Origin of the sequence: Streptomyces sp. MMBL 11-1, assembly GCF_028622875.1 — a bacterium.
GTDB lineage: Bacteria > Actinomycetota > Actinomycetes > Streptomycetales > Streptomycetaceae > Streptomyces.
On the sequence record NZ_CP117709.1, the window covers coordinates 5605254 to 5629494 of the forward strand.

Genomic DNA, 24241 nt, shown 5'->3' on the forward strand with positions numbered 1-24241 from the left:
ACGGTTCTTCGGCTCGGCGACGTTATCGGATCCATGATGCCGTGTCGTACGGACCCCATACCCCCATCGTCACTCATGGTAAGCCTATGCGTACACACAGTGGCTAGGGGTCTGCGGTGTCCAATTGCGAAGAACCGGCGCCGCATTGACGTACCCAGGCGTCAGGCGATCGAACCGTCCTCGAAGCACCGGCGCCGCCCCCCCCGCCCGCCGGAGGCGCCGCGTCGGGGAGTGACCGGCCGTCGGCGGGCGCCTACCGGGAGGCGGGTGACTCCTGGAGGGGTCGCGTGTCGGGGGTGCCGGTGATCACGGCGCTCACCCGCGTGCCCGGCGGGAACGCCCCCTCCCCGGTCAGCGTGGCCAGCGCGAACAGCAGCTTGGCCACGTAGACGCGTTCCACGGGCAGCCCGTGCCGGTCCTCGAAGTCCGCGGCGAAGGCCTCCAGCTCCGGGGTGGAGCGGGCGTAGCCGCCGAAGGCGAAGCGCTCGTCCAGCGACCAGTTCCCGGACGGGCCGCCGAACGCCTCGCGCTGGAGCCGCTCCACGGACGGCCCGAGGAAGCCGCCGCGCAGCACCGGGACGCCCAGGGCCCGCTGTCCGGGGGCCAGGCCGGCGGCGAGTCCGGCGAGGGTGCCGCCGGTGCCGCAGGCCACGGCCGCCACATCGCACGCCCCGGCCAGCTCGCGCCCCAGCGCCGTACAGCCCTGTGCGGCCAGCGCGTTGCTGCCGCCCTCCGGGATGACCTCCGCGTCCCCGAACAGGCTCAGCAGCCCCTTCAGGACCTCGCAGGAGGCCTTCGCCCGGTACGTCGTACGGTCCACGAAGTGCAGGCGCATGCCGTCGGCCGCGCACCGGGCGAGCGACGGGTTGAGCGGCCGGTGCGCCAGCTCGTCGCCGCGGACGACGCCGACGGTGGGAAAGCCGAGCAGCCGCCCTGCCGCCGCGGTGGCCCGGAGGTGGTTGGAGTACGCGCCGCCGAACGTGAGCACGGTGCGCCCGGCGGCGTTCTCCAGGTTGAGGGCGAGTTTGCGCCACTTGTTGCCCGGCAGGTCGGGGTGGATCAGGTCGTCCCGCTTGAGGAGCAGTCGCACCCCGTGGCGCGCGAAGCGTTCGTCGTGGACCTCCCGCAGCGGGGAGGGCACCCGGGGCCGCAGGAGGGCGTCGAGGCGGGGCGGGCTGTTCACCCGCCCATTGTCGCCTCTCCGTCGTTATCCCCGCCGTTTCCCCGTCGTCTCCGTCGCTTCAGGAGGAGGCCAGCCAGAGGTCCGGGCCGAACACCTCGTAGTGGATGTCGGCGGGCCGGACGCCCGCCTCCAGCAGCTGGGCCCTGACGGCCCGCATGAAGGGGAGCGGGCCGCACAGATAGGCGTGCGTCCCCGGCCGTACGGTGATGCCGTCCAGGTCGACGAGGCCGGTGCGGTTCGCCGGCTGCCCGGCCTCCGGGGTCTCGTACCAGAAGTGCGCCTCGGCGTCGGCCAGCTTCTCCGTCAGCCGGACGTGGTCGTTCCGCAGGGCGTGGTCGGCCGGTGAGCGGTCGCCGTGCACGACGGTGACCGGGCCGCGGTGGCCCTCCTGGGCGAGGTACTCCAGCATCGACAGCATGGGGGTGCAGCCGATGCCCGCCGAGGCCAGCAGCAGGGGCGCGTCCAGCTGGTCGAGCACCAGGTCCCCGTAGGGGACGGAGACGCGCAGCAGGTCGCCCGCGCGGGTCTGCTCGTGCAGGTGCCGGGAGACCTCGCCGTCGGGTGAGCCCTCGCCGCGCACGCGCTTCACGGTGATCGACCGCAGCCGGGAGCCGGGGGCGCTGGAGAGGCTGTACTGGCGTATCTGGCGGGCTCCGTCCGGGAGCCCGACCTGTACGGAGACGTACTGGCCGGGCCGGAAGGAGGGCGGGGGCGTGTCCCCGGCGGGGCGCAGCAGGAAGGTGGCGACGTCCTCGGTCTCCTCGACCCGGGCGGCCACCTCCCAGGTGTGCCACACCTCGCCCGCCAGGACGCCCTGCTGCGCGTAGAGGCGCTCCTCGACGGCGATGAGGGAGCCCGCCATCAGCCAGTAGACCTCATCCCAGGCGGCGGCGACCTCCGGGGTGACGGCGTCGCCCAGGACGTCGGCGATGGCCGCGAACAGATGGGTGTGCACCACCTCGTACTGCTCCGGGGTCACCCCGAGCGAGGCGTGCTTGTGGGCGATGCGGTCCAGCATCACGTCGGGCCGGGTGCCGGGGTGCTCGACCAGTGCGGTCGCGAACGCGGCGATGGACCCGGCCAGGGCCCTGCGCTGGTCGCCGGAGGCCTGGTTGCCCCGGTTGAACAGGTCCCGCAGCAGCTCGGGGTGGGCGGCGAAGAGCTTCTCGTAGAAGAGGTCGGCGATGTCCCCGATGGCCGCGCCGACGGCGGGAAGGGTGGCGCGGACGGTGGCGGTGGACCGGTCGGAGAGCATGAAGGGTGGCTCCTCTGGGGTGGGACGTGCTGCCGGACGGGCGTCGGGCAGGTAATTGGTATGGACGATGCGCATTTTCGGGCGGGCAGCGTTCCGTCGGTGCGGTGCGGTGCGGTGCGGTGCGGTGCGGTGCGGTGGCGGGCGGCCCGGCGTGGGGCCTGGGCCTGGGCCCGGGCCGGGATCGGGTCAGGGCGGGGCGGGGCTCAGTCGGGCGGCGGGCCGCTGCCGATGCCCAGGAGCAGCGGGCCGGTGGGGGAGGCGACGAGGTCGGTGACGGTGATCGGGTCCAGCGTGGCGTAGAAGGCATCCTGGGCCGCGCGCAGGGCCCCGCGCAGCCGGCAGGCGGAGCGGAGCGGGCAGGGGGTGTCGCCCTCGCACTCGACCACTTCCTCCGGCCCCTCCAGCTCCCGCACCAGTGAGCCGATCGACGCGGAGCGGCCGGCCGAGGTCAGGGTGAGTCCGCCGCCGCGGCCTCGACGGGCGTCGAGGAGGCCGAGGTGCTGGAGCCGGGCGACGACCTTCGCGGTGTGGGTGTACGGGACCCGCATGGTTTCCGCCACCTCGCGGGTGGTCGGCGGCTCCTGGCCCTCGGCGACCGCCAGCCGCATGAGGACGCGGAGCGCCACGTCGGTGAATCTCGTCAGCCGCATGGGGTCACCGTAGATAAGTTGCATCGGGGATGCAAATTAAGCGGGGCGCCGGGCGACGAGGAGCAACGTGCCCCGACCGAAGGCGGATTAGTCGCACTCTTTTGTGTAATGGCGACCCGGCCCTCCTGCTGAAAGGCTTTTGCACGCAGGTCAGCCCAAGATCGAAAGGACGTCAGATGTCCGTTGGTGAAGAGGTTCGCGACACGCAGGCGCCGCCGCAGCAGAGTCTGGGGACGGCGGCTGCGCGGAACCTCGCGACGACCACCAAATCCGCGCCGCAGATGCAGGAGATCACCTCACGGTGGCTGCTGAAGATGCTGCCGTGGGTGCAGGTACAGGGCGGTACGTACCGGGTGAACCGTCGGCTCAGCTATGCGGTCGGCGACGGCCGGGTGACCTTCGTCCAGACCGGGGAGCGGGTGGCCGTGATCCCCGCGGAGCTGGGGGAGCTGCCCGCCCTGCGGGAGTTCGGCGACGAGGAGGTGCTCGCCGAGCTCGCCCGCAGGTGCGAGCAGCGGGACGTGGCCGCGGGGGAGGTGCTCGCCGCCTCGGGGGACGCGGCGGACCGGGTCTTCCTGCTGGCGCACGGCAAGGTGGCGAAGGTCGGATCGGGCCCCTACGGGGACGAGACGGAGCTCGGGGTCCTCGCGGACGGCTCGTACTTCGGCGACCAGAGCCTGATCGACGGCGACGCCGTCTGGGAGTACACCGCCCGCGCGCTCACCCCCTGCACGCTCCTCACCCTGAGCCGTGCCGACGTGTACAACCTCGCGGAGCGCGCGGCATCCCTGCAGGACCATCTCGCGAATCTGCTCTCCATTCCGCAGCAGCGGACCAACCGCTACGGCGAGGCGGCGATCGACCTCTCCGCCGGCCATGTGGGGGAGGCGGTCGTCCCGCACACCTTCGTCGACTACGACGCGGCGCCGCGCGAGTACGAACTGAGCGTCGCCCAGACAGTGCTGAAGGTGCACAGCAGGGTCGCCGATCTCTACAACCAGCCGATGAACCAGACCGAGCAGCAGTTGCGGCTCACGGTCGAGGCGCTGCGTGAGCGCCAGGAGCACGAGCTGATCAACAACAAGGAGTTCGGACTGCTCAACAACTGCGACTACGGGCAGCGGCTCCAGCCGCACGACGGGGCGCCCAGCCCGGACGACATGGACGAACTGCTCTCGCGGCGCCGCGGATCCAAGCTCTTCCTCGCCCACCCGAAGGCCATCGCCGCCTTCGGCCGCGAGTGCAACCGGCGTGGACTCGTCCCGGAGAGCGTCGACATCGGCGGCCACCACGTGCCCGCCTGGCGCGGGGTGCCGATCTTCCCGTCCAACAAGATCCCCATCTCCGACGCCCGCACCACGTCCATCATCTGCATGAGGACGGGCGAGGCCGAGCAGGGCGTCATCGGCCTCCAGCAGACCGGTATCCCCGACGAGATCGAGCCGAGTCTCTCGGTCCGCTTCATGGGCATCGACGAGCAGGCGATCATCTCCTACCTCGTGACGGCGTACTACTCCGCCGCGATCCTGGTACCGGACGCCCTCGGAGTGCTGGAGAACGTCGAGGTCAGCCGCTGGCACTGACCTGGTTCACCCCGGGGGTCCGGGTGGCGGCCGCCACCCGGACCCCCGGCCCCGCACCCCATCGCCCCAGGGAGTCACCGTGACCATGACCAGTACGGACGCAGCGACGGAAGGGCACGAGGCCGCGGCGCTCCTGGAGCGCACCCGTGCCGTCGTCGACCCGCATCTGCGATCGGCCGTGGAGTCGCTGCCCGGCGGCATACGCCGCATCGCGATGTACCACTTCGGCTGGCAGAACGCCGACGGAACCCCTGCCACCGGCCAGGCGGGCAAGGCCATCAGACCGGCCCTCGTGCTGGCCGCCGCCAGCGCGCTGGGCGGCGATCCGGAACGCGCCGTCCGGGCCGCCGTCGCCGTCGAACTCGCCCACAACTTCACCCTGCTCCACGACGACGTCATCGACGAGGACACCACCCGCAGGCACCGGCCCACCGCCTGGGCGGTCTTCGGCGTCCCGGACGCCATCATCACCGGCGACGCCATGCTCGCCCTCGCCCAGCGGCTGCTGGCCGAGGACGGACACCCGGCCGCCGCCCGCGCCGCCGCCCGCCTCTCCTCCTGCGTCATCGAGCTGTGCGCGGGCCAGCAGGCGGACTGCGCCTTCGAGGAGCGCGGCCCCGACGAGGTCACGCTCGACGAATGCCTCGCCATGGCCACCGCCAAGACCGGCGCGCTGCTCGGCTGCGCCTGTGCGCTCGGAGCCCTCTACGCCGGGGCGGAGGACCGGGCGGTCCGAGCGATGGACGGTTTCGGGCGGGAGGCGGGCCTCTCGTTCCAGCTCATCGACGACCTGATCGGCATCTGGGGCGACCCGGACCGGACCGGCAAGCCCGTCGGGGCCGACCTCTCGGCCCACAAGAAGTCCCTGCCCGTGGTCGCCGCCCTCACCTCGGGCACCCCGGCCGCCACCGAGCTCGCCACGCTCTACCGGGGGCCCATGACCACCTTGGGCGAGGTGAACCGGGCGGCCGACGCGGTGGACAGGGCCGGCGGCCGGGACTGGGCCCAGGTCTGCGCGGCCGACCGGATGGCCCGAGCGGTCCACCACCTCTCCCGCGCGGTCCCCGACCCGAGCGCGGCCGGCGACCTGCTGGCCCTGGCCGAATTCGTCACCCGCAGGACCAGCTGATCCCTCTCACGTGACCGGCGCCGCCTCATCAACCCTAGGATCCCGGTGGTTGGTTGAGCGAAAGCGGCACGGAAGGGCGGCGGCCGGTCATGGGCATACGGATTCAGCGGGCGGAGCAGCACGACCGGGAGCTGGTCGTCTCGGTCATGGAGGAAGCGTTCCACCACGACCCGGTCAGCAGCTGGGTGTTCCCCGACGAGAGGCACCGGCGTGCGGTCCACGGCAGGTTCCTCGGCGTCTTCGTCGACGTCGCCCTCGCCGAGGGCCGTATCGACATCGCCGAGGACGGCGCCGCGGTGGCGCTCTGGCTCCCGGTGCCCGCCGGGGCGCCCGACGCGGAGGACCCCACGCCCGCCCTGATGCGACGGACCGCCGACCCCGACAACGAGCGCTGCGAGCTGGTGGGCAGGCTCACCGGGGCCGTGCACCCGCACGACCGTGCGCACGCCTATCTGCTGATGATCGGCGTCACCCCCGACCGCCAGGGGGAGGGCATCGGCGCGGAGCTGATCGGAGCGGAGCTGGAGCGCTGCGACCGGGAGGGGCTGCCGGCCTATCTGGAGGCGAGCAGCGCCCGGAGCCGGACACTGTACGAGCGGCTCGGATTCCGCTTCCTCGGCCGTGCCGTCGACCTGCCGGACGGCCCGCCGATGTACCCCATGTGGCGGGAACCGCAAGCAGGTTGACCCTCGGTGGAGGGTGGTAGGGAAGCCGTCCGGGGCAGGGGCTACAGTCCCTGCTCATGACAGATGAGTCGTGGGCCGGCTGGTACCGGGACACCAAGGGTTCCGACGCCGTCGTTCTCACCACGGACGGGCGGCAGCTCCGGATCCGCATCAGAGGGGTCGACTTCGAGGGCGAGAGCTTCGACGACCTGGGGCCGGTCGCCGGTATGCCGCCGGAGAGCGGGATGTTCGCTCTCGCGGACGGCGTCCTCACCGACTGCGTGCTGGAGTGGGACCTGCCGCTGCCCGTCGTCGTCGCGGGCGCGCTCCGCCACGCCACGCTCAGTTGCCTGCTCTCCCTGCGCCGCGCCGACCCCGACCTCCACCTCGCGCTCCATCTGGACGGCGCGGTGTACGAATCGGCGCGCGCCGAGCGCGACTTCAACGCCGCCCTGACCGCCGTCCAGCGGACCCTTCCGGACGGCGTCCGGATCCAGACCTGTATAGCCTGCGCCTTCTCCGACTACTTCCCGGCCCCCGGCCGGGGCCTCTCCGGCGGTCTCGCCTGCTTCCGGGGGGCCAAGGACGCCTATCGGGGCTCGGCGGGCGAGGACGACGTGCTGGATCTGTGGGACCAGCGGTCCGGGTTCGTCCAGGAGGTCTGGAGCTGCCGCGAGTTCGAGGTGCGCCCGGCAGACGGCGCGGGCACCGGCCACCGGGGAGCCTTCCCGCTGGAACTCGCCTGACCCGACCGGAACCACCCGCCCCCACGGAGACCCCCCGTCACCACGCGGACCCCCGCCACCACGCGGACCCCGCCGCCACGGGGTCACCCGCCACCGCCGGGGCCGCCCACCTCCGCTGAGCCGCCCGCATCCCCCCCCGTACCGCATCCATCCCGTAACGCGTCCGCCCCGTACCCATCCGGTACGGGGCGGACGCGCGTCGTCCCGTGCCCTGTTGCCCATGCCTCATTGTTCTACTAGCATGCGAACAACGGAGGTTTTCCATGACAAGTAAGAACCTTGGCCGCGCAACGCTCGCGGCCCTGCCCTTTGTGCTCGCTCTCCTCGTGGACCTCGTCCTCCACGTCACCGTCAAGGACCGTCTGCCCGCCCGGCTGGCCGTCCACTTCGACGCCGGCGGCTCCGCCGACGGATACATGGGCATCACCGCCCATCTCCTCTACACGCTCACCTCGCTGTCCGTGCTCGGCGCGGCGTGGGCCTTCATCGCGGTCAACGGCAAGCTCCACGGACGTGCCCACCGGTGGTTCACCGGCGGAGGCTTCGCCGTCGCCGCGTTCCTCGGATACCTGCTGATCGCCGTCCTGCTCGTCAACGTGGACGCTCCCGAGAACGGCCCGGCGGACGGCTTCCCGCTCCGGCACATCGCCGTGGCCCTGGGGGTGGCCGTCCTCGCCGGGGCGCTCGGTCTGCTGGCGTCCCGGCTCGTCCCCGTACCGGACGACCCCCGCGACGGGGACCCGGCGAGCAGGGAACGGATCGCGCTGGCCGACGGCGAGGTGGCCGGCTGGGCGCGCGGGATCGGCGCGTGGTGGGCGCCGATCGCCGTGCTGGTGTTCCTGGCGGCCGGTGCCACCGTCGGCCTGGAGCAGAGCTGGTTCATCGGGGCGCCGCTGCTTGCCCTCGCTCTGGTAGCGGCCACCTTCTGCCGCCCTCACGTCACCGTGGACCGCCGGGGCCTCACCGTCTCCGGCCTGCTGCCCCGGCCCCGGGTGCGGGTGCCGCTGGAACGGATGGAGGGGGCGGACAGCCGCCGCGTCAACGCGCTCGCGGAGTACGGCGGGTGGGGCTACCGCATCCGCCCCGAGCGCAGCGGTGTCATCACCCGCTCCGGCGAGGCCATTGTCGTCAGCCTGACGAGCGGCCGCGAGTTCGCCGTCACCGTCGACGACTCGGCGACCGGCGCGGCTCTGCTGAACACGCTGCTCGACCGGCGGCGGACGGGGCGCTGACCATGCTCTTCCGGGTCGATCCGACCTCCACCGTCCCTCTCGGCGACCAGGTCGCCGCCTCGGTCCGGCGCGCGGTCGCCGAGGGCGCGGTGGCCCCGGGCGAGCGACTGCCCGCCGCCCGGGTGCTCGCCGAATCCCTCGGCGTGAACGTCCACACGGTGCTGCGCGGCTACCAGCGGCTGCGCGAGGAGGGGCTCATCGAGCTGCGCCGCGGCCGGGGTGCGGCGATCACCGCCGGCGCCTCGCCGCAACGTGCCCGGCTGCTGGAGCGCGTCCGCGAAGCCGTCGCGGACGCCCGGGACCTCGGCCTGACCGAGGACGAACTGCTGGCCCTCGTCCGCAGCGAACTCGACGCCTGACCGGCGCGCACGGGCGAACCCCGTGAGGAGGGCCCTTCCGCGAGCGGAACGGCCCTCCTCCGTGGGCGCTGCCGAACTGCCGAACTGCCGAACTGCCGAACTGCCGGACCGTCGGCGTCACGTGCGTCCCGTGCGTCCCGGTGTCAGGAGGCGGAGCGGGCGAGCGCGGCCAGGCCGTTCTGCCACAGCTGGTTCACCCGGGCCCGCTCGGTGGCGTTCGGGATGGCGTTGGTGCACGACGGGCCGGGGCCACCGCCGGACATCAACTCGCTGCACGGGCCCCGGTAGTTGTCCGGAAGGCCGAGCACGTGCCCGGTCTCGTGCGTGGTGACGCGGGTCGAGTTGTACTGCTGGTTCTGCCGGTAGTCCAGGAAGATGTAGCCGCGACCGTGCCCGTCGGTGCTCGCGTAGGAGCCCCGGGAGTCGTTGCCCTCGTAGTACCGGAAGTCGGCGTTGGAGCCTTCCTGGAGGCGGACGTTGGAGACCGAGCTGTTCCAGATCTGGGTACTGCGGGCTATCTGGCTGCGGAAGGTCGGAGCGCTGGACGCGTTGTAGGTGACCGTGACCGCCAGCGTGCCCGGATTGGCGGCCCGCTTCTCGGCGACCGACTTCATGACCGCGGCGTGGAAGGCCCGGGTGGCCGCGGCGTTCTCGCCCGATCCGGTGTACGCGGCGATGGTGGCGGGGGTGGAGGCGGAGGGCGCGGCGGGGACCGGCGCGGCGGCGGCGGAGGGCGCGGCGCCCAGCGCCGCGACGAGGCCGAGCCCGGCGAGGGCGGAGGCGAAGGTGGTCCTGAGGTGTCTCATGGGGGGTCTCCTACCTGTCCGATGAACCCACGCCCTGGGGGTGCCCGAGGCAGGGGCCGGCGTGGGGGGTGGTACGGGGAGAGTGTGAGGGAGCCGGCACCCGCCGGGGATGATGCCAAACGGGGATAGGGCCGCCCTATCCCCGTCCGCCGGGGTGCACGACACGGGTCCTGCTGGCCAACTCCCGGCGAAATGAAGACGTTTGGCCGGGTTGCGACGTCTGGTGCTGTGGCGGGCGGCGGTCATAGTCTCCGCTGCATGGAGCTGGAGGTGAGACACCTCAGGGCGCTGTGCGCCATCGCCGAAGCGGGCAGCCTGCATCAGGCGGCCCGGCGCCTCGGCGTGAGCCAGCCCTCCCTGACCACCCAGCTCCGGCGGATCGAGAACGTGCTCGGCGCCGAACTGTTCAGCCGCGAACGGACCGGCTGCCGGCCGACCTCCCTGGGGCGGGCCGTCCTGAGCAGGGCCCGGCCCCTCGTGGACGGCATGAGCGACCTGGTCGCCGAGGCGCTGGCGGAGGCCGAGGCCGCCCGGCCGCGCGGATCCCGCCTGCGCATCGGCTCCACCGCGAGCCGGGTGATCGGCGGCTGGCTGCGCGGGCTGCGGGGCGCCCTGCCCGGCACCGACATCTCGCTGCGGGTCGACGTCTCCGCCCACGCGCTGCTGCGCTCCGTCGAGGCGGGCCGCCTGGACGTCGCCTTCGTGCACGAGGTGGAGGGCTCCCCGCTCGCCGTCCCGGAGGGCCTGGAGCAGCGCGTACTCGTGGACCGGGAGCCGCAGTTCATCTCGCTCTCCCGGGACCACCCCGCCGCCCGCCGCCGTGTGGTGGAGCTCGGGGACCTGGCGGGCGACCCGTGGATGGTCGATCCGACGGTGGACGGCGAGTGGGACGGGGTGCGCCGGGTGCTCGGCGCCGCCGGCCTGAACCCGCCGGTCCTGCACGGCGACTACCTCACCGCCGCCTCCCTCGTCGTGCTCGGCGAGGCCGTCGCGCCCTGCCAGCCGACGTCGGGCCCGCGCGACGACATGGTGATCCGCCCGCTGCTGGGTGACCCGCTCGCGGTGCGGCTGTTCCTGGTCTCCCGGCCGGGGACGGACATCGCGGTGGTGTACGCGCAGTTGGAGGCCGCCTACCGGGACGCGGCGCGCCGGGCGAGCGGCTACCACGAGTGGCTGCTGCGCCACCGCTCCCCGCTGGCCCGCACACCCTGATCCCGGCCGGTCCGCCCGCGCCGGTGAGCCCGCCCGGCCCGCGCACCGGCCCCGCGACGGTGAGTTCCCCGTTCTGCTGACAGCGTGCTCGTGTCCCTCGCCGTCTTCCGGTGCGGCAGAGTCGTCCCATGAGGCTTCTGATGCTGGGCGGTACGGAGTTCGTCGGACGGGCCGTCACCGACGCCGCACTGGAGCGGGGCTGGGACGTCACGGTGTTCCACCGGGGCCGGCACGCGCCCCCGCCCGGCGTGAGCGCGCTGACCGGCGACCGGACCGCGGGCGAGCGCGGACTCGCGGCGCTGGCGGAGGGCGGGCGGGAATGGGACCTGGTCGTCGACACCTGGAGCGGTGCGCCCGCCGCCGTCCGGGACGCCGCCCGGCTGCTGTCCGGCCGGGCGCGGCACTTCAGTTACGTCTCCAGCCGCTCGGTCTACGCGTACCCGGCCGCCCCGGGGCTCGACGAGGACGGCCCGCTGGTGGCCGGCGCCTCGCCCGACGACGGCGGGGACGTGCCGTACGACCGGGCCAAGCGCGGCGGTGAGCTGGCCGCCCTCGACGCCTTCGGGGACCGGGCCCTGCTGGCGAGGGCCGGGCTGATCATCGGTCCCGGGGAGAACATCGGCCGGCTGCCCTGGTGGCTGTCGCGGATCGCCCGGGGCGGACCGGTGATCGCCCCCGGCGCTCCCGAGACGGAGCTCCAGTACGTTGACGCCCGGGACCTGGCGGAGTGGATCCTGGACGCGGCGGCGGGCGGGCTGCACGGTGCGTACAACACCGTCAGCCGCCCCGGCCACACGACCATGGGCGAGCTGCTGGAGGCCTGCGTACGCGTCACCGGTTCCGACGCCGAGCTGCGCTGGACCGCTCCGGAGGTCCTGCTGGCCGCCGGGGCCGAGCCCTGGAGCGACCTGCCGATCTGGCTGCCGCCGGGCGAGCTGTACGACACGCTGTACCGGGGCGACGCCACCAGGGCGTACGCCGCGGGGCTGCGCTGCCGCCCGGCCGGGGAGACCGTCGCGGACACCTGGGCCTGGCTGCGCGCCCTCGGAGGGACGGCGCCCCAGCGCCCCGACCGTCCGGCCGTCGGTCTCGATCCCCGGCTGGAGGCGAAACTGCTGGCTCTCTGACGTACCGCTTCGTGTGCGTGTCGCGGCGAAGAAACCTCCTATAGGCCTACGTAAAGGGGCAAGCGCGGCGTGTCATACAAAGTGACTAAGTGTTAACCATGCATATTGCGCGGCATGGAACAGAAGGCGCGCAGGCGCGGCAACGCAATCCGGGCAGCAGTGACAGTGGCCACGGCCGCGGCGATGGTGGGCGTGCTGGCCCCGGCCGCGGGTGCCGATCCGCTGCCGGGCGGACTGGGACCCTGCCTCGGCAGCTCCTGCCCGTCCAGCTGGAACGACCCGAACAACGGCCCGGTCACCAACTTCGACAGCAACATCAACGTCTACGTCGGCGGGGACTTCCTGGTCCGGGAGGCGGCGGCCGAGGCGGAGGGGAAGGTCGTCACCCTCGGACAGTTCGACATGGACAAGCGGGACGGGGTCTCGCAGATCTACAACGTCGGGATCGCGGGCGTGGGTTCGCGGGTGCCGCCGCCGGACGGCTCCGACTACCTCACGGCGGGCGGCGACGTGACCATCGCCGCCGGCGAGCGCCTGCTCGCCGAGGAGGGCACGCACTCCGGCCGCGTCGCGTACGCGGGTGAGCTCACGGGCACGGTGAACCCCACCACCGCCCCCCGTTTCGACCCGGACGCGGCCGCCCCGTACACGGAGCTGCGCCCGCAGCTCACCGAGGCCAGCCGCTGCTACGCGTATGAGGGCGACGAGCACCGGGAGGCGACGGGCACCTGGGTGAAGACCGGTGACGTCATGACGTTCACCGGTGACGGCTCGTCCGCGATCCAGATCTTCGACGTGGACGCGGACCTGGAGTCGGAGGCCGGCGGCAACACGGGGTTCGTGTTCAACGGTATCCCCGAGGGCGCGACCGTCCTCGTCAACGTCTACGGCTCCACCCGCAGCGTCGCCACGTTCATGGGCTCGTTCCCCAACGAGGGCCTCCGCGAGAACCTGTTGTGGAACTTCCCGGACGCCACCGACCTCTCCTTGACCGGCCCGGCCCAGTTCGAGGGCAGCGTGCTGGTGGGCCAGCCGACGAGCACCACCGTGCTCAGCATGAGCGGCACCAACGGCCGTTTCTACACGGCGGGTTCGCTCACCCACACCTCGGCGGGGTCGTCGGGCGGCCAGGAGATCCACGCGTACCCCTTCGACGGCGACCTGCCGACCTGCTCGCCCGACCCGACGCCGACGCCGACGGACCCGACGCCGACTCCCACGGACCCGACGCCGACTCCCACGGACCCGACGCCGACTCCCACGGACCCGACGCCGACTCCCACGGACCCGACGCCGACGCCGACGGATCCGACGCCGACTCCCACGGACCCGACGCCGACCCCCACCGACCCGACGCCGACTCCCACGGATCCCACGCCGACCCCGACGGACCCGACGCCGACCCCGACGGACCCGACGCCGACCCCCACGGACCCGACGCCGACGCCGACGGATCCCACGCCGACTCCCACGGACCCCACGCCGACCCCCACCGACCCGACGCCGACGCCGACGGACCCGACGCCGACGCCGACGGACCCGACGCCGACGCCGACGGACCCGACGCCGACCCCCACCGACCCCACGCCGACCCCGACACACCCCACTCCCACTCCCACCCCCACCGGCCACACGCCGCATCCCACGCACTCGCCGAGCCATCCGGGTGAGCTGCCCGACACCGGCTCGCGGGGCGGCGAGTGGATCATCGGGTCCATCGCGGCCGCGCTGGTCGCCGCGGGCGGCACGGTGCTCGTGGCCACGCGCAGGGCTCGTCGCCGCACCTACTAGCAGGCACGGAACACCGCCCGTCGGCGTGGTTCGACGACCGGACCGTTGACGCGCCCGGGGCGTGTCCGGGGCGACGGCCGGGACCTCGTGGTCCCGGCCGTCGCCCCGCCGGGCTTCTTCGCCCCGTACGGTACGGGGCGAAGAAGCCCGGCGGCAGGGCCGGGCCCGGAGAACATCCGGCACGGTGAACGACGAGACGAGAGGAAGACGAATCCAGTGATCGGCCCCCTCATCGCGGTGACCGGAGCGACCGGAGCGGTCGGCGGCCGGGTCGCCCGGCGGCTGGCCCGGACCGGTGCGCCCGTACGGCTCCTCGGCCGCGACCCCGCCCGGCTCCCCGACCTGCCCGGCGCCGACCACGCGCCCGCCGCCCGCTACGGCGACGCGGAGGCCATGCGCCGGGCCCTCGACGGGGCCCACACGCTGTTCCTGGTCTCCGCCCACGAAAGCCTCCACCGGGTGCGCGAGCACACCACGGCGATCGACGCCGCCGTGGCGGTGGGCGTCGAGCGGATCGTGTACGTGTCCTTCCAGGGGGCCGCGCCCGACGCCACGTTCACCTTCGCCCGCGACCACTGGGACACCGAGGCCCACATCCGTACGGCGGAGATCCGCCACACCTTCCTGCGGGACAACTGGTATCTGGCGGGGCTGCCCGCGATGACCGGGACCGACGGGGTGCTGCGAGGGCCCGGCGGCGACGGACGGGTGGCGGCCGTCGCCCACGAGGACATCGCCGACGCGGCGGCTGCCGTGCTGCTGGACGAAAGCACGGACCACGACGACCGGGTCTACGACCTCACCGGCCCCGAGGCGTTCACCCTCGCCGAGGCGGCCGACGAACTGACCCGGGTCACCGGGCGCCCCGTCGTCTACGTCCCCGAGACCCGCGAGGAGGCCTACGCCTCCCGGGCCGGCTACGGGGCCGAGGACTGGGAGGTGGCCGGCTGGGTCACCTCGTACGAGGCCATCGCCGCCGGAGAGCTGGCCGCCGTCTCCGACGCGGTGCCCACGCTCACCGGGCACCCGGCCAAGAGCTTCGCGCGGTTCCTGGTGGAGAACCCGGACAGCTACCGTCACCTGCTGCCCGGCGGCTGACCGGGAGGCCCCGGTTCAGCGCCACGGGATGTGCCGCCACGGGCTGCCCCCGCTCTCCGCCAGCAGCCGGTGGGCGAGGACGTTCTTCTCGTAGAACGGCCCGTACTGCTCCTCGTCGAACCGCAGCACCCGCCCCAGCGAGTAGCCCGCCGAGAACTCCTCCCAGGAGCGGTGGGCCGACTTGCTCAGCGCCCCGGCGTAGACGATCGCCTGCTCCGCGTCGGCGGGGGCGCAGTAGCGTGCCGACAGCCCCCAGCGCGCCAGGTTCACCGCCCGCCCGTAGTCGTAGGCGACCGTCGTGCGGACCCGGCCGTCCGGCGGCAGCAGCCCGTCCGCGCGGAACCGGGCCTCGTAGCGCATGATCCGGCGCACCAGCTCCTCGATGCCCTTGACCGCGCCGGAGTCCGCCCCTGCGCCCCGCAGGCCAGCCCGTACGCCAGCGGCCCGTGCAGCGCGCCGTGGCGCAGCGCGAGCAGCCGGTTCTCCGGGAGACGGTCGTTCTCCGCGTACGCGCGCTGCCACAGCGCCAGATCCGTCGGGCCCGTCGGCAGCAGCAGCTGTCCGGGCGTCCCCACGTTCACCCCGAGGAACACGCGCGGGTCGGACCAGCCGAACTCGGCGGCCCACCGCAGCGAGACACCGTGGAAGACCCAGTCCGGATGCCAGGCGGGCAGCATGCCCCGGGTGAGCACCGGCCGGCAGACGAAGCCGGCCGGGTCGTGGTGTGCGCGCCAGGTGATGGTGTCCGGCTTCGCGTCCGCCTCGGCGCGCGGGGCCGGGATGTACAGCTGGGCCCCGGCGAGTGCCGCCAGTTGGGCCCGGGCGTCGCCGCGCAGCGCCGCCTCGTGGAGGAGCTGCTCGGTCTCGGACGGCGGGGTCCAGGGGGCGGGCGGCCAGGGGGCCGGGGGCGAGGTGGGGGGATGCGGGTTCATGACCAGGGGATGTTCCGGTAAGGGCTGGTGGGGTCCTCGGTCAGCATGCGGTGCTCGGCGAGTGACTGCAGGTACGTGGGCTCCGCGGCCTCCGGGCCGTCGTCCTCCGCCCCGTGGACCACCCGGGCCATGAGGTAGCCGAGGGAGAAGTCCGCCCACGAGGAGTAGGCGGCCCGGGCGAGTTCGCCGAGCCGCAGGACGTCCTGCCCGGCCTCGTGCGGATCGCCGTACCGGGCGCCGAGCGCGAGCCGTACGACGTTGACCGCCCGGCCGAGGTCGAAGGCGGCCAGGGTGTCGACACGGCCGTCCGGGGCGAGTACGCCGTCGGCCCGGAACTTCTCCTCGTACAGGGTGACGTGACGCAACGCCCGGTCCGCCGCCGCCCGGTCCTCCGCGTCGCGCGCGGCGAACGCCCGGGCCACCGCGTCGGACCACTCCTCGCGCGTCGGCGTGCGCCCCAACCGGTGCGCCAGGGTGTGCCGGGTGCGCAGGACGGCTTCCTGGGCGCGCCCGACCAGCTGGTTCTTCATCAGCGACGCGAGGCGGTCGCGGTACTCGGCGCGGTGCGGGATGCCCCACGGGCTGCGCAGCCGGGCCCGGTCGGCCGCGTAGTTCTCGTAGGCGGCGCCGAGCCGGTTCCAGATCAGGCCGTTGGCGACGGCCAGATGGGCGCCGAGCGCGAGTCCGTGGGCGAGCGGCCCCCGCAGCGGCCCGCCGCCGTCGGTGAGCAGGACGCCCCGCTGCGCCCCGCCGGAGTGCTCGTCGGCCCTCACCCAGGCCTTCAGGCGCCTGGGCCGGGCGTCGACCATCGCCGCGTACGGGGTGCCGTGGTTCACCGCGAGGCGGCGCACGTCGTACGGCCAGATCCGGGCCAGCTCGCCGATGCTCACCTCGCGGAAGACCCACTCCGGGTGCCAGGGCGGCAGCATCCCCTGGGTCAGGACCGGGACGCAGGTCCGCCCGGAGGCCTCGTCCCGGATCGCGGGCAGGGGGGCCGTCCAGCCGGGGATGTCCGCGTGCAGCCGGGCGACCAGCACGTACAGCCGGGTCCGCGCGAGCAGCTCCACGACCGCGTCGGCGCTGCCGCCCGCCACGGCCGCGGACAGCGCGCGCTCGATCTCCGTGGGCGGCGCGGACGGCGGAGGCGGCGGGTGGCCCGGTGGGTGCGGCGCTGGTCGCCCGTACGGCGACGGCTCCGGCCCGTACCCTCCGCGCGCGGCGGCCACTGCTCGGCCGCTCTCTGTTTCTGCCCCGTTCCCCGTTGTCACGGTGAGATCCTACGGAACGGGCCCGGCGGTGTGCCGGGGGAGGCCCCGGGGCCCGGGGACGGGCCTCGCGGACGGGGTTTCGTCGCGGGTCAGAGCCCGGCCGGGCGCACCAGCCCCGACTCGTACGCGAAGACCGCCGCCTGGGTCCGGTCGCGGACGCCCAACTTGACCAGGATCCGGCCCACATGGGTCTTCACCGTCTGCTCCGCCACGATGAGCTGCCGGGCGATCTCCGCGTTCGACAGGCCGCCCGCGATCAGCGTCAGCACCTCCGTCTCACGCTCCGTCAGATCCCCGACCCGCGCCTTGAGCGGCGGACGCGGGGCCCCGGCCGTCCGCGAGAACTCCACGATGAGCCGCTTGGTGATGTTCGGGGAGAGCAGGGCGTCACCCGCCGCCACCACCCTTACCGCGTGCGCGAGTTCGTCGGCCGAGGCGTCCTTCAGCAGGAAGCCCGAAGCGCCCGCGCGCAGCGCCTCGTAGACGTACTCGTCGAGATCGAAGGTGGTCAGCACGAGCACCTTCACCGCCGAGCCCTCCGCGGAGGTGATCCGCCGGGTGGCCTCGATACCGCCCAGCTCCGGCATCCGGATATCCATCAGGACGACGTCCGGGGCGAGTTCGGCGACCATGCCGACGGCGTCGAGCCCGTTGACGGCCTGACCGACGACCTCGATGTCCGGCTCGGCGTTCAGCAGGACCGTGAAGCCCTGGCGGACCATCATCTGGTCGTCGGCGATCACGGCGCGGATGGGCGGAGTCATGGGGCGTCCTCGGTCGTCTCGGTGCGGGTGGGCAGGATCGCGGTGACTTCCCAGCCGCCGTCGGGCGTGGGGCCGGTGGCCAGCTCACCGCCGAGCATCGCCGCGCGTTCGCGCATCCCGAGCAGGCCGTGGCGTACGCCCGGGGAGGGTGCCGCCGGGTGGTCCGGCGGCGAGTTGACGACCCGGACGGTCAGCCCGGCGGGCCGGTGGCCGATCACCACCTCGGCGCTCGCGCTGGGCGCGTGGCGCATCACGTTGCTCAGCGCCTCCTGCACGATGCGGTACGCGGACAGCTCGACGCCCGGCGGGAGGGGGCGGGGGTCGCCGGTCGTGGACCGGGTGACGGCGAGACCGGCCGAGCGCACCGTGGCGAGCAGGCCGTCGAGGCCGTCGAGGCCCGGCTGCGGGGCGTGCCGCGCACTCTGCGACGGGGCCTCCTCCGAGCGCAGGACGCCCAGCACCCTGCGCAGCTCGGTGAGGGCTTCCAGGGCGTTCTCCCGGATGCCGGTCAGATTCTCCCGCAGCTCCTCGGTGGGGTGCTCCACCAGGTGCGGGGCGACCTGCGCCTGGATGGAGATCACGGACATGTGGTGGGCGACCACGTCGTGCAGCTCGCGGGCGATCCGGTTGCGCTCCTCCAGCAGAGTGCGCCGGGCCCGCTCCTCGGCGGTCAGCTCCGCCTGCACGACGAGGTCCTTGCGGGCCAGGCGCAGGCTGCGCAGCGCGGTGCCGAGGGCCAGGGCGGTGACGAGCACGAGTACGGCCACCGCCGGGCTCACATGCGGCAGCGGCGGCGTGCGCAGGGCGACGAACAGCGCCAGAGCCAGCGAGATCGCCAGCGCGGCCGACGCGCGGCGGGGCCGGACCCGCAGCGCCAGCAGGAACAACGCACCGCCCTGGAGCGCCGCCCCCGCGAACGGGGCGGGGTACGCGGCCACGGGGCCCGGGTACACGGGGTGGTACGAGGGGAAGGAGGCCACGGTGACGAGCACGGCCACGAACGCCAGCGCGGTCGCCGCCCACCAGGCGCCCACCGGACGGATCATCCCGGCCACCAGCGCCGCGGACTGGGCAACGGCCACCAGTACCGCCAGGCCGCTCACCGAGGCGCCGTACGGGGTGAGTTCGACGGTACGGATCACCGCGACGCCGACCGCGGTGATCACCAGCAGTACCAGGAACACCGGGCGCCACACCGGCGCGCTCGGCTCTCCCATGCGGGGCACCCGGTCGACCGGCGCGGCCCACAGCTCCTCGTACAGGGCGCGCGGCAGACGGCGCACCGCCGCCCGCAGCCGTACCGCCCTCGATGACGTCACCGCCCCCACCGCCCCCTCGGCTCCACTCCTGCTCAGACTAGGCACGACGTGCGTGTCCCTTCCGCTCGGGGGAGGTCTCCCGCAGGGACTCCCGTACGACGAGGGAGCCCCCGCCGGGGGGCCGCCCGTTCTGCTCGTAACCCCGGAACGCGGCCCAGCACACCAGCAGGGCCAGCGCGAACACCGGCAGCCACAGCAACCGGGCGAGCACCCACCCGGCGCCGTCGGGCACGGTGTGCAGCCCCGCCAGCGGGGCGTCCGCGATCAGCGACGCACCCGTCGTCACGATGATCATCGCGGTCTGGTGCCACAGGAAGACGGTCATCGCCGACAGGTTCACCACCGCCACCACCGCCCAGACCGCGGGCCTCCGCAGCGCCCGGCGCAGGGGCCCGAGCAGCAGCAGCGCCGCCCCGCACTGCGCCAGGCCGAACGCCACGGCGGCCAGGCTCGGCGGATCCAGATTGGACATCCGGCCTCCCGGAACGCCGACCATGGCAGCCGGATACCCGGCCCACCGCACGAGCGCGACGGCCGCCCCCGCGCCGGCGAGCAGCAGCGCCCAGCGGCCCGCCCGGCCGCGCATCCCGCCCCGGGCCACCAGCGCCCCCAGGCAGTAGGGCACCAGCCAGCCCGCGACCACGTTGATCCACTCCAGCTCACGGGGACCGCCGAGACCCAGACGTACGAGGTCGACGTGGAGCACCACCACGAGCGGCCACAGCGGGTGGAGCCGCGCCACCAGGGGAGTCAGCGCGGTCAGCGCGGCGAAGACCAGCAGGAACCACAGCGGGGACCAGACCAGCTTGACCAGCGCGCGGACCGTCGCGTCACCCACCCCGGCCACCAGCATCGAGGCCGCCGCGAGCGCCCACACCACGAGGACCGCCGCCACCGGCCGGAACAGGCGCCCCAGCCGGCCGCGCACCCACCGCCCGTACGGCACGCCGCGCTGCCGGGCCGAGGCCCAACTCCCCGCCGCCACCTGCCCGCCCACCAGGAAGAACACCGCGAGGGTCTGGAACACCCAGGAGACCGGGTGGAGTTCGGGCAGATACGTCAGCGGGCTCGCCCCGCGCACCGTGCCGCTGTCGGTGACCAGCGCGGTCACCAGCCAGTGCCCGCCCACCACGCCGAGGATCGCCAGGGCCCGCAGGGCGTCGACGGCGCGGTCGCGGCCGGGCGGGGTGGCGGCCTCGATCCGTGCGACCAGACCGGTCATCGGGAGGCTCCCAGCGGTTCGGCGCCCGCCGCGATCCGGGCCAGGTTGGTCAAGGAGCGCGAACCGGGCAGCAGATAGTCGCTGTGGCCGCCGTCGCCCGCGTCGAACACCTCGGCCCCGAAGCGGTCCGCCACCGGATCGGTCCCGAAGCCGACCGTCGCGACGAACGGCACCCGCACCCGGACATGGGGCACCCGGGCGATCCAGTCCCCGCCGCCCCGGCCCGCCCACACCCGCGCCCCGGTGCGCAGCGCGGCGGCGTCCCGGGCTCCGACCCCGGGGCTGCCGTAGAGGACGAGGGCGTCGGCCGCCGTCCCCGGCGCGGACCGGGCGCAGATCACCGAACCGTACGAGTGGCACAGCAGGCTGATCCGGGCGGCGGGCCGCACCGCGCGCAGCCCGTCCACCAGTGTGCGCAGCCCCGGCGCGGCCCCGTCGGCCCGCCCGGTGGTCAGCGCGGCCGGGCTCACGGCCGCGGGCGTACGGTAGCCGAGCCAGGCGACGACGGCCGCGCCCTCGCCCAACTCCCGGTGCAGAGCCCTGGCATCGCGCCGCAGCCGCCAGTACGCGTCCAGCCCGACGCCCGCACCGGGCACCAGCACCGCGATCCGCCGGGCCGCGGACAACTCCCCGACGACCTCCGTGGTCCGGCCGCCGTCCCGCCCGTCGAACGCGAGGAACTGCCTCCCCGGCGCGGCCATCTCCCGCAGCGAGGCCGCCCGGCCGAGATCCCCGTGCCCCCGGGCCTCCCGCTCGGCCGCCCGGATGTCCTGCCGGCTCACCGCGTACCGCCGGGCGAGCGCCGCCTGCCCCGCGTCCCGCAGCGGCCCGTGAGCGGTCGGCGCGGGGGCGGGCACGGCGGCGGGCCGGGCCGCTCCGGACACCGGCACGGCCACCGCGAAGGTGACGAGGGCGGCGAGCAGGGCGCGGAGCCGACGAGGTCTGCGCGGGCGGTCGGGCATGGGGCGGGGTCCTTCCGTACCAGGGGCGACGTGTGCTTCCGGTACAGAAGTTATGGACGGGGGACGGTAGTCGGCGTCCCGCCGGAGAGGGCACCTGCGGGGTGGCTCTCAGGTATGACGTGGGGGACGCGGCAGGTGGCCGCCTCCGGCCGGCGAGGTGCGGCGAACGGCTTCGGTTCCGGCCGGCGAGTGCGGCGAGGTGCGGTGTCGGCCCTCGCCCCGTGAGGTGGGTCTCGGCCGGTGCGACGCGGTGTGGCGTCAGGCGCGGCCGGTGTGCTCCAGGACGGCGGCGGCGAGCGGGGCGAGAACCTCGCGGGGGAGCGCGTGGCCCATGCCCGGGATCTCGACGAGCCGCGCGCCGCGGATCGCCTGGACGAGGTGTTCGGCGTGCGGGGGCGGGAAGACGGGTTCGGCGAGGGCCGAGACGACCAGGGCGGGCACGCGGGTCCGGGCGAGCTGCTCGGTGCGGTCCATCCCGGAGTAGTCGGCGCGGGCGTGCGCGGAGCCGGCACGGTGATGCCCGGTGTGCTCGATGATCCGGCGCTCCAGGGCCCGGGCGTGGTCGGCGTCGAAGGGGATCAGGCCGCCCCCGAGCGCCCGCCAGTGCTCCACGCGCCGCTCCAACTCGGCCTCAGGACCCAGCTCCTCGACCGGCCGGGACCACAGCTCCAGCAGTGCGGGCGCGACGCCGGGGAGCTGCTCGGGCGGAACGCGGACGCCGTCCGGGGCGGTGTACGGGACGGAGCTGAGCGCTCTCGTCCCGAACACCGTCGCGCTCAGGAGCCGTTCGGGGTGGTCGGCGATCAGGAGCTGGGTGAGCATGCCGCCCAGAGACATCCCCACGACATGCGCCCGCTCCACGCCGAACGCGTCGAGCACGGCGACGGCGTCCTCGGCCAGCGTGGTGAGCGGGTAGGGCCGCTCGTCGAAGGCCCAGGTGGACCGGCCGGTGTCCCGGTGGTCGTAACGGATCACACGGTGCCGGGCGGCGAGCAGCTCCACCAGCTCGTCGGGCCAGCCGAGCCCGGACGCCTGCGCGCCCATGACCAGCAGCAGGGCGGGGGCGTCGGGAGCACCGTGTTCCTCCGCCCAGAGGCGTACGCCGGGGGCGACTTCGACGAAGCGTTCCATGGTGGACCTCGCTGTCCTGGTGAGCCGACAGATGAGACGAAACGGATAGTGAGACGGAACGGTTCGTCTCGCTTGGAGCGTAACGCATCGCCGGGCATGGGGCCAGCGGGTACGAGAACGGCCCCGGCCCGCGCGCGATGGACGCGCGGGCCGGGGCCGCCGAAGCGTTGATCCTGAGATCAAGCCTTCTTGGTCTCCCAGAAGATCCGGTCGACCTCGGCGATGAGGTCCAGGGCCTTCTGGCCCGTCTTCGGGTCGTTCGAGCCCTTGGCCGCGGAGAGCGCCTTCAGGGTGTCGTTGACCAGCTGGTGCAGCTCCGGGTACTTCTCGAAGTGCGGGGGCTTGAAGTAGTCGCTCCAGAGCACCGAGATGTGGTGCTTCGCGAGCTCGGCGCGCTGTTCCTTGATCAGGACCGCGCGGGTGCGGAAGTCCGCGTCCTCGTTGGCCTGGTACTTCTCCTGGACGGCCTTGACCGACTCGGCCTCGATGCGGGCCTGGGCCGGGTCGTACACGCCGCAGGGCAGGTCGCAGTGGGCGCTGACCTTCACCTTGGGGGCAAACAGGCGGGAAAGCATGGAGCTGTCCTCCTCGTGATCGTCTTCTCAGGTGGGACATTACTCCGTGGAGCGCCGGTTTCCGTGGCTGCCCCAGGGGCTTAGGTCAAAAGTCCGGTGTGAGAATCGGGCCGTCGGCCGAATGTACGGAGCCGTGCGGGGGCGATGTGCTGACGATGTGCTGGAGGAGGAACCGGGAGGTGCCGGAGATGCCGGAGAGGCGACAGGTGTCCGGAGGCGGGCGGGTGACGCGGCGTCCGCTGCGGGTGGTGGAGGTGACGGGTCCCTCGATGGTGCCCACGCTCTACCACGGCGACCTGCTGCTCGTGCAGTACGGGGCGCCCGTGAGCCCCGGTGACGTGGTGATCCTGCGGCACCCCTTCCAGCAGGACCTGCTGGTGGTCAAGCGGGCCACCGAGCGGCGGCCCGGCGGCTGGTGGGTGCGGGGCGACAACACCTTCGCGGGCGGGGACAGCACCGACTACGGGACCGTGCCGGAGGAGCTGGTGCTGGCCCGGGTACGGGCCCGCTACCGGCCCCTGGCGAAGGGTCAGCGGTCGGTGACGGCGGTGCTGGGCTGGGCGGTCTCCGCGCTGCGGCCGGTGCGCTCGGCCTCCTCGCGCTTGCGGGCCCGGTAGGCGGCCACGTTGGCGCGGGTCGCGCAGCGGTCCGAGCAGTAGCGCCTGGAGCGGTTGGTGGAGGTGTCCAGGTAGGCGTTGCGGCACGGCGCCGCCTCGCACAGGCCGAGGCGGTCCACGCCGTGCTCGGTGAGGTGGAAGGCCAGGCCCATCGCCGCGATGGCCGCGTAGCCGGCGGTCGCGTTCGACGGGTGGTCGGCCAGGTGCATGTGCCAGTCCGGCCTGCCGTCCTGGTCGCGTACGTCGTGCCCGGAGATCTGCGGGCTCACCGGGAACTCCAGCAGCAGCGAGTTCAGCAGGTCGACCGCGAGCGTCTCGTCGCCGCCGTCCGCCGCGTCGAAGACCGCCCGCAGCCGCGCCCGTACGGAACGGAACCGGGTCACGTCCGCGTCCGTCGTCCGCCGCGCCGCCTGCTGATTCGCTCCGAACAGCTCCCGGACCGCCTCGACGGAGGTGAGGGCGTCCTTGTTGCGGGCCGGCTCCTCGGTGTTGACCAGGCGCACGGCGTAGTCCGAGTAATAGGCCAGTTCCACTTGTAGTCCTTACGGTGTCGGTCTAAAGTCGGGGCATCGGCCAGTGTAATAGTCGATCTGGGTGAACAGGCATTACGAGGTA

The 24241-nt window shown here is 73.8% G+C and carries 23 protein-coding genes and 1 pseudogene; 11 read left to right on the plus strand and 13 right to left on the minus strand.

Annotation, left to right across the window (positions count from 1 at the left end):
* Positions 1–253: 253 nt before the first annotated feature.
* From PSQ21_RS25160 to PSQ21_RS25170, 3 genes are all read right to left on the minus strand, one after another.
* On the minus strand, positions 254–1183 hold the full coding sequence (locus PSQ21_RS25160) for a 1-aminocyclopropane-1-carboxylate deaminase/D-cysteine desulfhydrase (RefSeq protein ID WP_274033211.1): 930 nt from the start codon (positions 1181–1183) through the stop codon (positions 254–256).
* 58 nt (positions 1184–1241) lie between these two features.
* On the minus strand, positions 1242–2438 hold the full coding sequence (locus tag PSQ21_RS25165) for a globin domain-containing protein (protein ID WP_274033213.1): 1197 nt from the start codon (positions 2436–2438) through the stop codon (positions 1242–1244).
* 203 nt (positions 2439–2641) lie between these two features.
* Positions 2642–3088 (minus strand): RrF2 family transcriptional regulator, encoded by a 447-nt coding sequence (locus tag PSQ21_RS25170; RefSeq protein ID WP_274033214.1) that lies wholly within the window; start codon positions 3086–3088, stop codon positions 2642–2644.
* 176 nt (positions 3089–3264) lie between these two features.
* Between PSQ21_RS25170 and PSQ21_RS25175 the strand changes: the two genes are divergently transcribed.
* From PSQ21_RS25175 to PSQ21_RS25200, 6 genes are all read left to right on the plus strand, one after another.
* On the plus strand, positions 3265–4671 hold the full coding sequence (locus PSQ21_RS25175; RefSeq protein WP_274033216.1) for a family 2B encapsulin nanocompartment shell protein: 1407 nt from the start codon (positions 3265–3267) through the stop codon (positions 4669–4671).
* Positions 4672–4756: 85 nt separating this feature from the next.
* Complete coding sequence (locus PSQ21_RS25180) at positions 4757–5800, plus strand: family 2 encapsulin nanocompartment cargo protein polyprenyl transferase (protein ID WP_274033217.1); 1044 nt, start codon at positions 4757–4759, stop codon at positions 5798–5800.
* A gap of 89 nt (positions 5801–5889) precedes the next feature.
* Positions 5890–6486 carry a GNAT family N-acetyltransferase gene (locus PSQ21_RS25185; RefSeq protein ID WP_274033218.1) on the plus strand — a complete coding sequence of 199 codons (597 nt, stop codon included), beginning with the start codon at positions 5890–5892 and terminating at the stop codon, positions 6484–6486.
* Between the two features lie 56 nt (positions 6487–6542).
* A complete protein-coding gene (locus PSQ21_RS25190; RefSeq protein ID WP_274033220.1) occupies positions 6543–7211 on the plus strand; it encodes a DUF6304 family protein in 669 nt (222 codons plus the stop codon).
* A gap of 263 nt (positions 7212–7474) precedes the next feature.
* Complete coding sequence (locus PSQ21_RS25195) at positions 7475–8443, plus strand: DUF1648 domain-containing protein (RefSeq protein ID WP_274033221.1); 969 nt, start codon at positions 7475–7477, stop codon at positions 8441–8443.
* Positions 8444–8445: 2 nt separating this feature from the next.
* Positions 8446–8802 (plus strand): GntR family transcriptional regulator, encoded by a 357-nt coding sequence (locus PSQ21_RS25200; protein ID WP_274033222.1) that lies wholly within the window; start codon positions 8446–8448, stop codon positions 8800–8802.
* A gap of 143 nt (positions 8803–8945) precedes the next feature.
* Here PSQ21_RS25200 and snpA read toward each other — a convergent pair whose 3' ends face one another.
* Positions 8946–9608 (minus strand): snapalysin, encoded by a 663-nt coding sequence (gene snpA, locus PSQ21_RS25205; RefSeq protein WP_274033223.1) that lies wholly within the window; start codon positions 9606–9608, stop codon positions 8946–8948.
* A gap of 258 nt (positions 9609–9866) precedes the next feature.
* Between snpA and PSQ21_RS25210 the strand changes: the two genes are divergently transcribed.
* From PSQ21_RS25210 to PSQ21_RS25225, 4 genes are all read left to right on the plus strand, one after another.
* On the plus strand, positions 9867–10820 hold the full coding sequence (locus PSQ21_RS25210; RefSeq protein WP_274033224.1) for a LysR family transcriptional regulator: 954 nt from the start codon (positions 9867–9869) through the stop codon (positions 10818–10820).
* Positions 10821–10948: 128 nt separating this feature from the next.
* Positions 10949–11947, plus strand: coding sequence for an NAD-dependent epimerase/dehydratase family protein (locus tag PSQ21_RS25215; protein WP_274033226.1), 999 nt, complete (start codon positions 10949–10951; stop codon positions 11945–11947).
* Between the two features lie 114 nt (positions 11948–12061).
* A complete protein-coding gene (locus PSQ21_RS25220; RefSeq protein WP_274033228.1) occupies positions 12062–13738 on the plus strand; it encodes a choice-of-anchor A family protein in 1677 nt (558 codons plus the stop codon).
* Positions 13739–13954: 216 nt separating this feature from the next.
* A complete protein-coding gene (locus PSQ21_RS25225) occupies positions 13955–14836 on the plus strand; it encodes an SDR family oxidoreductase (protein ID WP_274033231.1) in 882 nt (293 codons plus the stop codon).
* 15 nt (positions 14837–14851) lie between these two features.
* Here the strand turns inward: PSQ21_RS25225 and PSQ21_RS25230 are convergent.
* From PSQ21_RS25230 to sodN, 8 genes and pseudogenes are all read right to left on the minus strand, one after another.
* A pseudogene (locus PSQ21_RS25230) lies at positions 14852–15768 on the minus strand (DUF1266 domain-containing protein).
* Positions 15765–17036 carry a DUF1266 domain-containing protein gene (locus PSQ21_RS25235; RefSeq protein WP_443334403.1) on the minus strand — a complete coding sequence of 424 codons (1272 nt, stop codon included), beginning with the start codon at positions 17034–17036 and terminating at the stop codon, positions 15765–15767. Before PSQ21_RS25235 ends, PSQ21_RS25230 begins: the two are co-directional and overlap by 4 nt.
* A gap of 89 nt (positions 17037–17125) precedes the next feature.
* Entirely contained in the window at positions 17126–17800 is a 675-nt protein-coding gene (locus PSQ21_RS25240; RefSeq protein ID WP_274033233.1) for a response regulator, read from the minus strand.
* The gene (locus PSQ21_RS25245; protein ID WP_274035930.1) at positions 17797–19128 is read right to left on the minus strand and encodes a sensor histidine kinase; all 1332 of its coding nucleotides are present in this window, start codon (positions 19126–19128) and stop codon (positions 17797–17799) included. Before PSQ21_RS25245 ends, PSQ21_RS25240 begins: the two co-directional genes overlap by 4 nt.
* 28 nt (positions 19129–19156) lie before the next feature.
* The gene (locus tag PSQ21_RS25250; RefSeq protein ID WP_274033235.1) at positions 19157–20341 is read right to left on the minus strand and encodes an acyltransferase family protein; all 1185 of its coding nucleotides are present in this window, start codon (positions 20339–20341) and stop codon (positions 19157–19159) included.
* Positions 20338–21303, minus strand: a complete 966-nt coding sequence (locus PSQ21_RS25255) for an alpha/beta hydrolase (protein ID WP_274033237.1) — start codon at positions 21301–21303, stop codon at positions 20338–20340. The genes PSQ21_RS25250 and PSQ21_RS25255 overlap by 4 nt, the downstream gene beginning before the upstream one ends.
* Positions 21304–21561: 258 nt before the next feature.
* Positions 21562–22434, minus strand: coding sequence for an alpha/beta fold hydrolase (locus tag PSQ21_RS25260; protein WP_274033238.1), 873 nt, complete (start codon positions 22432–22434; stop codon positions 21562–21564).
* Positions 22435–22613: 179 nt separating this feature from the next.
* The gene (sodN, locus tag PSQ21_RS25265; RefSeq protein ID WP_032794992.1) at positions 22614–23009 is read right to left on the minus strand and encodes a superoxide dismutase, Ni; all 396 of its coding nucleotides are present in this window, start codon (positions 23007–23009) and stop codon (positions 22614–22616) included.
* A 188-nt stretch (positions 23010–23197) separates the two neighbouring features.
* Between sodN and sodX the strand changes: the two genes are divergently transcribed.
* Positions 23198–23626, plus strand: a complete 429-nt coding sequence (gene sodX, locus PSQ21_RS25270) for a nickel-type superoxide dismutase maturation protease (RefSeq protein WP_003966341.1) — start codon at positions 23198–23200, stop codon at positions 23624–23626.
* Here the strand turns inward: sodX and PSQ21_RS25275 are convergent.
* Complete coding sequence (locus PSQ21_RS25275) at positions 23539–24159, minus strand: CGNR zinc finger domain-containing protein (protein WP_003966340.1); 621 nt, start codon at positions 24157–24159, stop codon at positions 23539–23541. The two genes, sodX and PSQ21_RS25275, sit on opposite strands and share 88 nt — an antisense overlap.
* Positions 24160–24241 lie beyond the last annotated feature (82 nt).